This is a genomic window from Micromonospora sp. WMMA1976, from assembly GCF_027497335.1.
Lineage (GTDB): Bacteria > Actinomycetota > Actinomycetes > Mycobacteriales > Micromonosporaceae > Micromonospora > Micromonospora aurantiaca.
The window spans coordinates 4,878,277-4,890,526 of record NZ_CP114912.1 but is presented as its reverse complement, the minus strand read 5'-3'; the positions used below and the strand labels follow the sequence as shown (position 1 = coordinate 4,890,526).

General features: G+C 74.8%; 9 protein-coding genes. 5 read left to right on the top strand and 4 right to left on the bottom strand.

Translation table 11 applies throughout. The features are described from left to right. Positions 1-53: 53 nt before the first annotated feature. Positions 54-1,274 carry a GNAT family N-acetyltransferase gene (locus O7546_RS22390; RefSeq protein ID WP_269697500.1) on the bottom strand — a complete coding sequence of 407 codons (1,221 nt, stop codon included), beginning with the start codon at positions 1,272-1,274 and terminating at the stop codon, positions 54-56. A gap of 99 nt (positions 1,275-1,373) precedes the next feature. Between O7546_RS22390 and O7546_RS22385 the strand changes: the two genes are divergently transcribed. Further along, the gene (locus O7546_RS22385; protein ID WP_194803411.1) at positions 1,374-1,913 is read left to right on the top strand and encodes a hypothetical protein; all 540 of its coding nucleotides are present in this window, start codon (positions 1,374-1,376) and stop codon (positions 1,911-1,913) included. A gap of 55 nt (positions 1,914-1,968) precedes the next feature. Here O7546_RS22385 and O7546_RS22380 read toward each other — a convergent pair whose 3' ends face one another. Beyond that, positions 1,969-2,574: a hypothetical protein gene (locus O7546_RS22380; protein WP_269697499.1), complete on the bottom strand. Its 606-nt coding sequence runs from the start codon at positions 2,572-2,574 to the stop codon at positions 1,969-1,971. A gap of 185 nt (positions 2,575-2,759) precedes the next feature. Here O7546_RS22380 and O7546_RS22375 point away from each other — a divergent pair, with 185 nt between their 5' ends. Further along, on the top strand, positions 2,760-4,640 hold the full coding sequence (locus O7546_RS22375; RefSeq protein ID WP_269697498.1) for a propionyl-CoA synthetase: 1,881 nt from the start codon (positions 2,760-2,762) through the stop codon (positions 4,638-4,640). Between the two features lie 76 nt (positions 4,641-4,716). Here the strand turns inward: O7546_RS22375 and O7546_RS22370 are convergent, their stop codons facing one another. Then, a complete protein-coding gene (locus tag O7546_RS22370; RefSeq protein WP_194803413.1) occupies positions 4,717-6,840 on the bottom strand; it encodes a M14 family zinc carboxypeptidase in 2,124 nt (707 codons plus the stop codon). Positions 6,841-6,917: 77 nt separating this feature from the next. Continuing rightward, complete coding sequence (locus tag O7546_RS22365) at positions 6,918-9,833, bottom strand: Hsp70 family protein (protein ID WP_194803414.1); 2,916 nt, start codon at positions 9,831-9,833, stop codon at positions 6,918-6,920. A gap of 129 nt (positions 9,834-9,962) precedes the next feature. Here O7546_RS22365 and O7546_RS22360 point away from each other — a divergent pair, with 129 nt between their 5' ends. The 3 genes from O7546_RS22360 to O7546_RS22350 are packed head-to-tail and all read left to right on the top strand — an operon-like array spanning position 9,963 to position 12,134. Beyond that, on the top strand, positions 9,963-10,610 hold the full coding sequence (locus O7546_RS22360; RefSeq protein WP_281600009.1) for an MOSC domain-containing protein: 648 nt from the start codon (positions 9,963-9,965) through the stop codon (positions 10,608-10,610). 29 nt (positions 10,611-10,639) lie between these two features. Next, complete coding sequence (locus tag O7546_RS22355) at positions 10,640-11,671, top strand: questin oxidase family protein (RefSeq protein ID WP_194803416.1); 1,032 nt, start codon at positions 10,640-10,642, stop codon at positions 11,669-11,671. 37 nt (positions 11,672-11,708) lie between these two features. Then, positions 11,709-12,134: a nucleoside deaminase gene (locus tag O7546_RS22350; protein WP_194803417.1), complete on the top strand. Its 426-nt coding sequence runs from the start codon at positions 11,709-11,711 to the stop codon at positions 12,132-12,134. The last annotated feature ends 116 nt before the right edge of the window (positions 12,135-12,250 follow it).

Here is a 12,250-nt window from a genome sequence, read left to right as displayed (position 1 = left end):
TGGGCGGGGGTGCGCGGGGGTGGGCGGGGAGGGGTGCGGGGCGGGCGGGGCGGTCAGAAGACCTCCATGGGGGAGGGGGCGCGGTGCCAGGTGAAGGCGGGCGTCAGCGCGGTCAGCGTGTCGGGGATCAGCTCCTTCACGCGGCCGGCGGCGGCCAGCGCGTACGGGTTCGCGCCGCCGAGGTACAGCTCACCGAGGGCACGTACGTCACACGCCAGCCCGGCCGGTGCGGTGGTGGGCGTGCACTCCGCCCCGTCGGGGCCGCCGACCAGCCGCCAGCGGCCGGTGTTCTCCTTCAGCAGCTCGTCGGCGACCTCGATCACCACGTCCACGTCGGTGGCGTAGCGCCGGGCGGCCAGCGCGGCCGGCACGTCCACCACCCGCACCCAGAGCGCGTCGGCGAGATGCGGGGAGAGCTGGCGGGGCTCGTCCACCAGCCGCAGCAGCGGCTCGTCCAGGGCCGCGATGCCGAACGACAGCCGGCGGGTCAGGTCGACCGAGAGCAGCAGCCGCCACAGCGCCGTGTACGCCTCCGGCGTCGCCGCCACCACCTCGCCGACCTGCACCTCGGCCTGCGGCCCGACAGCCGTCGAGCTGTCCTTCGTCCGGTACAGCGCGTACCCGTCGAGGCCGTCGGCGCCCTCGTGCAGCAGCACCCGGCGCTCGGTGGCGCCACCCCGGTGCGCCTTGAGGTCCGCCAGCACGTACGACCACCAGCGCTCGTCCCGCCGGGACCAGCCGGGACGCTCGGCGCGGACCCGCTCGTACAGCCGGGCCAGCTCGTCCCGGTGCGCGTCCGGACGGTCCAGACGCAGCCTGCCCTCGGCGGGCGCCGGGGCGGGCAGCCGCAGGCCGGTGGTGTCCACGGACAGGACGTAGCGCGGGGCCGCCGACCCGTAGCCGAACCGGGGGTAGATGCGGCCCTCGCTGGCCCAGAGCACCGCGATCGGTTCCCGGCCGGCGTCGCGGACGTCCCGCAGCTGGCGCCGCATCAGCGTGGTGAGCAGGCCGCGCCGCCGGTGCGTCGGCGCGACCGCGACCATCGTCACGTGCGCGGCCGGCACGTTCGCGCCGGGTACCGCGAGCTCGCGGCTGAACGCGGCGGCGTTTGCCACGACCGTCCCGCCGTCGCGGACCAGTAACGACCGGTCCGGCTCGAAGATCGGGCGTTCGAGCGCCTGCACGTCGGGGTCGAGATCGCCGTGGAAGGCCAGCGCCAGCAGCGCCGCGATGTCGTCGAAGTCCTCGGCCCGGGATACCAGCACGTCAGCCACGGCACGTGTGTATCGCACCGCGATGGGGGTCGGCACCCTATTTGCGGGCTGGCTACCCTCGGAACCGAGGCCGGAATCGGTCGAGGGGGAGGACGGAAGATGGCGGACCAGACACAGCCGTGGGCCGAGCGCACCGTGGAGGTGCCGCCCCAGCCTGGGGTGGTGCCCCCGCAGCGGGACGCGTTCCAGCGCGGGGTGGCGGCGGTCGGCCGGCCGCGCGACTCGCGTACGCCCCGCACCGAGCAGTTCCCCACTGTCGAGCACGGCGACTGGGCGGCCGAGCCGGCGCCGCGCCGGCCGATGAGCTGGCATCTCGCCCAGGCGCGCAAGGGCGGGGAGCTGAGCGCCGCCGGCGCGCTGTTCGCGTTCGTGTGCTGGGGAATCTGGGCGATCTCCGGCCGGGGCAACCTGGTCGCTCCGCTGCTCACGTTCGTGCTCAGCCTGCTCACCGCGGTCGGCCTGTTCGCGCTGGCCCGGCTGCTCGGCCGGCTGATCCTGGAACGGCAGCTCGGCCGGGTGCGCCGCAGCGCCAAGGGTGCTCACCTGGTCACCGCGTTGTTCCTGGCCGGCGTCGGGGTGGCGTATCTCCAGCAGACCGAGTGGGTGGTCTCCGCCTGGAACTGGGTGACCGGCAACTGAGCCGGCGGGTCGTCCGTCCGGTACGCGCCGGACGGGACGACCCGGGGTGCCGGCGTCAGAAGGTGGTCGGCGCGCCGGCCGTCTTGCAGGCGGCGTTGATGTCCTTGCTGGCCTTCTCCATGGCGGGGTTGTCGGCGGCGGTGCCCGGGTCGGCGGCCGAGCCCGCCTTGCCGGCCTCCGCGCCGAACTCCTTCAGGGCGGTGGCCGCCTTGCCGTCGCCGGCGGTCCCGGCGAGCTCTGTCACCCGGTCACCGAGTTCGGTCAGGATCGCGCCGGTCTGCTTCGTCAGGTCGCCGCCCGACTGCACGGCGGTCATGAGCTTCGCCCGCATGTCCTTGTTGATCTTCTCGGCGGCGGTGCAGAGTTCCTTGTCGCTCATCGCGGCCGCCGACGGCGAGGGGGCAGCCGAGGAGGGGGCGGCGGAGGCCGAGGTGGCCGCCGGCCCGGCCGTGGTCGAGGGCTTCTCGTCGCCGCACGCGGTGAGCCCCAGCACGGCACAGGTCAGGAGGATCGGCAAGATCCGATTGGTTTTCACGCCTGCGCACGCTAGTCGACGGTCGTCATCGATCAAACTCGGTTTGCCCGGGTCGGCCCCGGGATGCGCGGGCGGGCGGCATTCGCGCCGCCCGCCCGCGTGCCCGGCCGCGGTACGCCGCGACACCGGTCGTCTCTCCACCAGGACCGTGTTGCCTTACCCCGCCCCGCGGGCTTCATCCGTCGCCCGTTGGGCTGAGCGGTCACCGCCCACCGCCGTGACCGGCCGTTCAGCGAGCCGGGACGTGCTTCCGGCGCACCGGACCCGTCCGGCCGTCGTGCCGGCGTGGCGCCGGGGCGCAGCATGGCGGTATGGGCGCGTATCGATCAGCGTACGAGCGGAGCATCGCCGACCCGGCCGGCTTCTGGCGGGACGCGGCGGCCGACATCGACTGGGTCATCCCGCCGGAACGCATCCTCGACGAGGAGACGGCGCCGCTTTACCGCTGGTTCCCCGACGGGGTGCTGAACACCTGCCACAACGCGCTGGACCGGCACGTCGCCGCCGGCCGTGGTGACCAGCCCGCGCTGATCCACGACAGCCCGGTGACCGGCACGGTCCGGACGCTCACCTACGCCGAGCTGCTCGACGAGACGGCCCGGTTCGCCGGTGCGCTGCGCCGGCTCGGCGTCGGCCGGGGCGACCGGGTACTGCTCTACCTGGCGATGGTCCCGGAGGCGGTGATCGCCATGCTGGCCTGCGCCCGGATCGGCGCGGTGCACTCGGTGGTCTTCGGCGGCTTCGCCGCGCACGAGCTGGCCGTCCGGATCGACGACGCGCGGCCGAAGGTGGTGGTGGCCACCTCCTGCGGCATCGAGGCCGACCGGGTGGTGCCGTACCACCCGATCCTGGCCGCCGCGCTGGACGAGGCCGCGCACGTGCCGGAGCGCTGCGTGGTGGTGCAGCGCCCGCAGGAACCGGCCCCGCTGGTGCCGGGCCGCGACCTGACCTGGGCCGAGGTGATGGCGGACGCGGAACCGGCGCCGTGCGAGCCGGTGGCCGCCACCGACCCGCTCTACGTCCTCTACACCTCCGGCACCACCGGCCGGCCCAAGGGCGTGGTGCGGGACAACGGCGGGCACGCGGTGGCGTTGCGCTGGTCGATGCGCAACGTCTACGGCATCGAGCCGGGCGAGGTCTTCTGGGCCGCCTCCGACGTGGGCTGGGTGGTCGGCCACTCCTACATCGTGTACGCGCCGCTGCTCACCGGCGCGACGACGGTGCTCTACGAGGGCAAGCCGGTCGGCACCCCCGACCCCGGCGCGTTCTGGCGGGTCGCCGCCGAGCACCGGGTGGCGGCCCTGTTCACCGCGCCCACCGCGATCCGGGCGATCCGCCGGCAGGACCCGGACGGCAGCCACATCGAGCAGTACGACCTGAGTGCGCTGCGTACCCTCTTCCTCGCCGGTGAGCGCCTGGACCCGGACACCTGGGCCTGGGCGGGGGAGCGGCTCGGCGTACCGGTGGTCGACAACTGGTGGCAGACGGAGACCGGCTGGCCGGTGGCGGCCAACCCGCGCGGCCTGGAGCCGCTGCCGATCAAGCCGGGGTCGCCGTCGGTGCCGGTGCCCGGCTACGACGTGCGCGTGGTCGACGGCGCGGGCCGGGACGTGCCGCCCGGCACGGACGGCTCGATCGTGATCCGGCTGCCGCTGCCGCCCGGCTGCCTGCCCACGCTCTGGGGCGACGACGAGCGGTTCGTCCGCTCCTACCTGTCCACGTTCCCGGGTCACTACCTGACCGGCGACGGCGGCAGGTTCGACGAGGACGGCTACCTGTACGTGATGGGCCGCACCGACGACGTCATAAACGTGGCCGGGCACCGCCTGTCCACCGGCGCGATGGAGGAGGTCCTGGCGACGCACCCGGCGGTGGCCGAGTGCGCCGTGATCGGCGTGGCCGACGCGCTCAAGGGGCAGGTGCCCAGCGGGTACGTGGTGCTCAAGGCCGGCGCCGACGTGGACCCGGACGCGCTCGCCGCCGAGCTGGTCGCGCTGGTCCGGCAGCGGATCGGCCCGGTGGCGGCGTTCCGCCGGGTGACTGTGGTGCCGGCGCTGCCCAAGACGCGCTCCGGGAAGATCCTGCGGCGCACCATGCGGGGCCTGGTGGAGGGGCGCGACGAGCCGGTCCCGGCGACCATCGACGACCCGGGCGCGCTCACCGTCTTCCGCGACCTCGGTACCACCGACTGAGCCGGCCGGGCGGACCCGCCCCGGACGCACTGACGCGGTCCCCGGCCGGTGGAGTCCGGCCGGGGACCGCCTGCGGTCAGCGCCGGACCGGGTTGTCGGCGGCGTAGTCGCGGGCGACGCGGACCAGTTCCACCAGGCCGCCGGCGTACTCCTGCGCCTCGGCGTGCGCCTCGTCGAACGGCGGCTGGAAGCCGACGCCCTCCCACTGGCCGGTGGCCTCGTTCCACCTGTCGTTCCCGACCTCGAAGTCCCAGGCGAAGATGCCCAGCTCGTAGTAGAGCTGGTCGGCCGAGTTGCCGGCCGCCGAGTACAGCACGTCGGCGACCGGGCCGGTCTGCGACGGCCAGGTGACGGTGCCGCGCTCGGCCGCGATCGCGCCGACGATGCGCCGCGCGCTGCCCAGGAACAGCGTCGACTCGTCGATCGACGGGCGCGGCAGCGTCACCCGCCCGTCGGCCTTGTACGCCCCGGGCGGCCACATGAAGTAGCCGCCGTACGAGTGCACGTTCATCGCGAACTTGATGTTCGGGTGGGCCTTGGCCAGGTCGATCACGTTGCGGCTCTCCGGCTCGGACAGCTCCGCCGTGCCCGCGTAGTTGCCGGACAGGCAGTTCGCGCTCGCGCCCACGTACCCGTCGAACAGGGAGCCGACGGTGTAGTTGCGGTTGACGTCGACGCCCCACATGGTGCGGTACTTCGGGTCGCGGGAGGCGCCGGTGCAGTGGTTGACCAGGTTCTTGCGCTGGAAGTTGTAGTCGTTGAAGGAGTAGTTCGCGCCGTCCGGGTTCACCGTCGGGATGACGAACACGTCCACCTGCTCCAGCAGCCTGCGGGTCGCCGCGTCGGTACGCGCGTTCGCCAGCAGCCGCTCGGCGAACTCCAGCGTGACGAGCGGGGTGGCCCACTCGCGGGCGTGCTCCTGCGAGTACGCCAGCACACCGATGCGGGAGCCGTCGCGGTGCTTGCCGATGCGCAGCGCCTGCACCGTCCACGGCCGGGCCGGCACCTCGGTGCCCTGCAACCCGTCGTCGAGGCGTACCGGTCCGGCCACCGGCATCGGCAGCCCGGCGGAGCCGTCCTCCACAGTGGCCCGGAAGCGGGCGCCGCGCGGCGCGTTGATCAGGGCGGCGACGTCGTCGGTGGTGCTCGTGACCTTGCCCGCGCGGTCGGTGGCCAGCGAGACGGTGAGCACCCGGTCCCGGTAGCGCATGCTCAGCGGCCGGTTCGGCCGGCCCGGGTCGACGGTGCGTACCTGCACGCCGTTCATGCCCTGGTCACCGAAGCGGACCGACTCCACCACCACGGCGGCGGCCGCCGGGTCGCCCAGGTAGGCGGCGGCGTTCCGCCGGTAGCCCTGGGTCTTGTTCGGCAGGTCGATCACGTCGACCAGGTCGCGGTACTGGCGGCCGAGCCGGGCGATGCGCGCCTTGATGTCCACCGGCGTCAGGTACGCGTCGATGAAGTCCTTCTGGTAGCCGGCCGGCTGCGGCGGCGGGGTCGCGTTCGGCCACAGCGACGGCGTCACCGGCCGGCTCGTGCCGCCCAGCGTGGAGGTGGCGGTGAGCTGCACCGGCCGGCTCGGCACCGGCTGCGGCAGAGCGTAGTGGTACTGGTACTCGCCCGAGTCCTCGAAGCGGTACAGCGGGAAAGAGCCGGTGGCGCCGTCGGCGGTCCGCCAGGTGACGGTGATCTCCACGTCCGGGTCGTCGGTGGCGGTGGTGGCGACCTGGGCCTGGAGGAACGTCCGGCCGCTGGTGGTCCACCAGTACGCCTGGAGGAACTGGAGCGTGTCGACAGCGGTGGCAGCGCCGCTCGCGCGCAGCCCGGCGCGGGTGCGCTCCTGTGCGGCGCGGCGGCTCTCGGCCAGGTGCCGGTCCCCGTCGCCGGCGCGCTGCACCACCTGCACTGCGGTGGCCCCCTGCCGGGTGAGGTCGGTGAGCTGCCGTCCGGTGAGGACCAGGTCGGCGATCCACTCGCCGTCGCGGGATCGGGGGCGGTTGGCCAGGTCGGCACCGCCTGCGACCAGGCGGTCGAGCTGCGCCCGGTCGGCCAGTCGGACGCGGACCAGCGCGGTCTCGGCGGGGGCGAGCGTGATCGTGGGGGCGGATGGTGCGGCGGCGCCCGGCCCGGGATGGGCCAGCGCCGCGGCGATCAGGATGCTGGTGGTGGCGAGTGCGGTCCACCGTCGTCGGACGAACACGGGGCCTCCTGACGAACGTCGATCTCTCTGCCGTTCACACCAGCCGAGACATCGATCACTGTCAAGCTCAGTTCCGGTCAGCCGGCGAACCGGTACAACCGGAACTCCTTCTCCGCGCCGCACACCAGCATCTCCGTGTTCCACGAGCAGGACTCGCTGCGGATCTGCTTGAGCTGCCCCATCTCGACCGGCTTGCCGTCCACCGCCGTCCCGGCGAGGACGCGGTCGTCCTCGTACGCGCTGGGCGCCTCGGAGAAGATCAGCAGGTTGCCGGCGTCGAGCCGGACCGCGACGCCGTCCCGGTCGCGCAGCACCGGCGTGCCGTCCGGCGCGAACAGCGTCACCGCGTCCGGCGAGTCCTGCCCGGCCAGCACGTGCTCACCGACCGGCACCAGCGACTCGGCGCGTGGCGCCGGCCACTGCCGGGTGCCCTCGCCCTCGGTCGCCGCCACCACCCGGGTGTCGTCGGCGCCACTGCCCGGCGTCTCCAGCAGACACACGCGACGTTCTCCGCAGGTGACGAGATCCTTCACCCGGCCGCCCTGCTCCGGCGCCTCGTACAGCATGCTGGGCGTGCCGAGACCGCCCAGGTCGTAGGCGAGCAGCCGCAGGCCGCGCTCGTTCTCCGCCACGTACAGCCGGTCGTCGCGGGCGGCCACCGGATCGTCGAGCCCGGCGACGTTGCCCCGGTCCTTGAGGACCTTGCCGCTGCGCATGTCCAGCACCCGGACCGACCGGTCCGCGCCGACCTGGACGAGCCGGTCCGCCTGCCCCGCCCACGGGGCGAGCGGCGAGCCCTCGGCGTTGCCGGGCCCGTCCAGTGCCGCGCCGGTGCCGACCGGGACCACCTTCGTGCGCGCGTCGCCGTACTCGGTGCGCGGGTTGGGCCGTTCCCACCGCTGCCCGCCGTCGCTCAGCCGCAGCCCGACCAGGCGTTCGCCGGTGCGGTCCAGCCGGACGATCGTGTCCGGCCCGAGGTACAGGGTGTCGTCGCGGCCGACGTCGGTCCGCCAGCGCTGGTCCCCGGAGTCCTCGTCGAGCACCGCGAGCACGCGGGGGGTGTCGCTTCCGGTGGCGTCGCCGAGGACGAGCAGCCCGTCGGGCAGCGCCCGGATCCCCGCCCACCGCTGCGTCGTCGCGTCGGTCCGCTTCTCCCAGACCGTCCTGCCGGTGGCCGCCTCGACGGCTGTCACGTGGAGGTGCCCGTCGGGCAGCGAACGGGCCAGGTAGGCACGTTCCCCGAGCGTCGCGGTGAACATCTGGTCCGGCCGCGTGTCACCGGCGGCCACCGTCTTCACCAGCTCCGCGGTGTGGAAGTCCAGCGCCGGATGCCGGTCCCGGAACACCCAGAGCAGCACCGACGCCGCCACGGCGACGACCACGAGACCCGCGCCGAGCGCGATCCACCGGCCGCGCCGGGGCCGGCCGCCGCCGGGCCGGACACCGCCCGGAGCGGGGGAGAAAGGCGTCCCGGGTACGCCGGGCTGCCAGCCGCCGGGCGGGGGAGCGGACGGTCCGGGTACGCCGTAGCCGGCGGGGTGAGGCGGAACCGGCCCGTGGGTGGCCGGCATGTGGTCGTACCTCGTGGGCTGTGGCGGAACCGGGCCGGGCGTGCCGTCGTACCTCGTGGCGGCGGTCTGCGGGGCGGGGCCGTCGGCGACCAGCGTGCCGTGCGGTCCGGCGGACGCCGCGTCCGGACCGCCGAGCGGCGCGGTCGGGTTCGTCCTGGTCCCACCGGCCGGGACCGTGGCGGCGGTCTCGCCCGCGGCCGGCGCGGGCCGTGTCGATTCGGGTTGCGTCGGCGTGGGTGGTGCCGGCGCGGCCTGGACCGGCACGGCCGGACGGCCGGAGCGCCGGGGCAGCGGCAGGTCGGTGAGCGCGCCCTCGGCGACCGGCATCTCCGGCTGCTCCAGCACCGTCGGCGCGATGCCCAGCTCGGCGTGCAGCAGCCGGGCCACCAGCGGCACCCGGGTCGACCCGCCGACCAGGAACAGACCGGAGAGCTGCTCCGGGCGCAGCCCGGCGGCGGCGGTCACCTCGCGGGTCTCCGTCACCGCCCGGGCCAGCAGCGGCGCGGCCAGGCGTTCGAAGTCCTCCCGGGACAGCGGCACCGCCGCCTCCACCCCCGGTACGGCCACCGGCGCGACCATCGCCCGGGACAGCATCTCCTTCGCGCCGCGCACGTTGTCCCACAACTGCTGGCGGTCCCGCCGCTCGGCGGTGGTCGTCGGGTCGGTCAGCCGGGCCCACTCGCGCGGGTGGGCCGGGCCGACCAGCTCGCCGAGCCGTCCGAGCAGGGCCGCGTCCAGGTCGAGGCCGCCGAGGTCGGGGATCCCGCCGGTGGCGACCAGCTGGAAACCGGAGTCGCCCCACGGGTCGGCGCCCTCGTTGCGCAGCACCGCCACGTCGAGCGTGCCGCCGCCGAAGTCGAACACCGCCACCGCACCGCCCACCGGCACCGGCCGGCGCAGCACCTGCGTGAAGTAGCGGGCCGCGGCCACCGGCTCCCGCAGCAGGCGGGTGCCGGGCGCGATCGGCCCGGCCAGCGTGTGCTCGGCCGCGGCCGGCCAGCCGGCGAGTTCCAGCGCGTCGTGCAGCACCTGACGGCGGGCCGGCGTCCAGGCCGCCGGGTGGGTGACCACCGCCGGGGGCAGCAGCCCGACCGCCGCCACCGCCGCGTCCGCGACCGCGCGCAGCGTCGCGGCCAGCAGCTCCGCCGGCCGGTACGCGCGCCCGCCCAGCTCCACCGTCTCCTCGTCGACCCGGCGCTTCGGGTTCGGCTCGTAGCCGGCCGGGTCGGCCTGGGCGAGGCGCTGCGCGTCCCGCCCGACGTGCAGGTGACCGTCCGCGTCGGCGTAGACGCCGGACGGCAGGATCGGATGGCCGTCGACGAGCACCGGCCGGGTCCGCCCGTCCGGCCAGCGCAGCACCGCCACCGTGTTCGAGGTGCCGAGGTCCACGCCGAGGGCGAAACCGTCCTGCTGGCCTGCCATCCGCGGCTACCTCCACCACCCGACGAGGATGTCCGGCCCGCATCGTACGCAGGCCGCGCCGCCTCGCCGTTCCCCCGGCCCGGGGAATGGACTGGCCCGTCCGGCCCTGCGCCGCATACCGTCGCCGTCATGAGGGTGATCTCCGTCAACGTGGGCCGACCGCAACCGAACCCGTGGAAGGGCATCGGGGCCACCGGCATCGACAAGCGGCCCGTGGACGGCCGGGTCGCCGTCACCGCGCCCGGCCCCAAGGGCAACGGCGACGTCGGGCTCGCCGGCGACCGGGTCTACGACGTGGCCCACCACGGCGGCACCGACCAGGCGGTCTACGCGTACGCGCGGGAGGACCTCGACCACTGGGAGGCCGAGCTGGGCCGCCCGCTCGCCGACGGCAGCTTCGGCGAGAACCTGACCACCAGCGGGCTGGACGTCAACGGCGCGCTGGTCGGCGAGCGGTGGCGGATCGGTCCGGACCTGGTGCTGGAGGTCTCCTGCCCGCGCATCCCCTGCGGCACGTTCCAGGGGTGGCTGGGCGAACGCGGCTGGATCAAGCGGTTCACCGAGGAGGTACGACCCGGGGCGTACCTGCGGGTGGTCACACCGGGCAGCGTCGGCGCCGGAGACCCGGTCGAGGTCGTGCACCGGCCCGACCACGACGTGACGGTGGCGCTGGTGTTCCGGGCCATCACGCTGGAGACGGACCTGCTGCCCCGGCTGCTGGTCGCCGACGCGCTCCCGGAGGAGGACATGGCGCGGATCCGCCGCCGCTTGACCTGAACCACACTTCAGGTCGGACGCTTCCCGGTGTGCTGAACTCCGTACTCGACGAGGCGTACGAGCGCGTACGCGACACCGGTCCCGAGCGCAACGGGTGGCTGTCCAACCACGTACCGATGGCGGCGGAGGCCCTGACGCGCCACGGCCACGGGCGAGCGGTGCACCGCTGGATCGACGCGTACGCCGGCCGGCTGGAGGAACGCCCGCGCGGCATCCGGCGTATCGCCGTCGACGAGTGGCGTGACCCGCTGGGCGACCCGGTGCGTACCGGCGACTGGCTCGACCTCTTCGACCGCGAGCTGGCCGGCGAGCCGTGGCGCGACGTGCTGACCCGCTGGTGGCCGCGCCTGCTGCCGGGCATCGCCGCCGGGGCCACGCACGGTGTCATCCGGGTCGGGCACGCCGTGCGCGCGCTGCTCGACGCCGAGACCGCACCGCGGGTGACCGAACTCGGCCAGGGGCTCGCCTACTGGGCCGCCCGCTGGCAGCCGCTCGCCCCGCCCGGCACCGGGGCGTACCCAGCAACCGACGCCCGGTCCGCGCTCGACGCCGTGCCCCGCGTACCCGATCAGCGGTTCGGCATCCGGTCCCGCCTGGCGCAGCTCGCCGACCTGGACCGGTGGCCGGCCGCCGCGGCCGCAGTGCCCGGCGACGCCGCCGCCGAGGTGCCGGCCCGCCTCGCCGCCGTCGTCGACGCCGCTGTGGCGCGGCACGGCACGCACGGGTACGCCGCCCCGGTCATGCTCGTGCACGCGGCGACCGCGCCGAATGCCGTCCTGCGTACGCTGCCGGCCCTGCCGCCTGTGCTCTGGCAGCCGAGCCTGGCCGCCGCCTGGGCGGCGACCGCCGCCGTCACCGCCGCCTACGCCCCGGCCGGGGCCCGTGCCCTTCCGACGGCCGCCGGGCCGGAACTCGACGACGTCATGGCGCGGGCGCTGGACACCGGGGACGCGCACGCGATCAAATTCATCGACACCCTGAGCGACGCGTACGCCCGCAGCGGCGACCCGGCCCTGCGCGCCGTGGCCGCCCGATCCGTCGAGCAGATCGCCGCCGACTGACGGCCTCGGCTCGGTACCGCCGACACGTGGAGGGCTGATGACACCCGACGACGAGGCGTTCCTGCGCCGTGCCGTGGAACTCGCCGACCGGGCGGGCGCGTCCGGCGAGCGGCCGTTCGCGTCGCTGCTCGTCGGCGCGGACGGCACCGTCCTGATCGAGGACCACAACACTGTGGTCTCCGACCGGGACGTCACCGCCCACCCGGAGCTGAAGCTGGCCCGCTGGGCCGCCCGTCAGCTCGCCCCCGAGGCGGCTGTCGCCACCACCATGTACACCAGTTGCCAACCCTGCCCGATGTGCACGGTCGCGATCAACGCATCAGGTCTCGGCCGGGTCGTGTACGCGCTGTCCACCGAGCAGTTCGAGCAGGTCAAGCCCGCGACGCCCGCGCCGCGTCCGGTGCGGTACGACGGGCCGGCGCTGTTCGACGAGGCGCGGCGGCCGATCGAGGACCACTACTAGGCCGTCGGCCTACCGCAGGGGCCCCGGACATCGACTTCTCCTGATAGCTTCTTCCCACGATCAACTTGGTCGGCCGTGCTTTCGCGGCCTGCCAGATCGGCATTTGCTGCCAGGAA

Bases quoted from the DNA above. Each gene is read 5' to 3' on its own strand.
- O7546_RS22360 (WP_281600009.1), top strand. From the start codon at position 9,963: ATGAGGGTGATCTCCGTCAACGTGGGCCGACCGCAACCGAACCCGTGG.
- O7546_RS22350 (WP_194803417.1), top strand. From the start codon at position 11,709: ATGACACCCGACGACGAGGCGTTCCTGCGCCGTGCCGTGGAACTCGCC.
- O7546_RS22385 (WP_194803411.1), top strand. From the start codon at position 1,374: ATGGCGGACCAGACACAGCCGTGGGCCGAGCGCACCGTGGAGGTGCCG.
- O7546_RS22375 (WP_269697498.1), top strand. From the start codon at position 2,760: ATGGGCGCGTATCGATCAGCGTACGAGCGGAGCATCGCCGACCCGGCC.
- O7546_RS22365 (WP_194803414.1), bottom strand. From the start codon at position 9,833: ATGGCAGGCCAGCAGGACGGTTTCGCCCTCGGCGTGGACCTCGGCACC.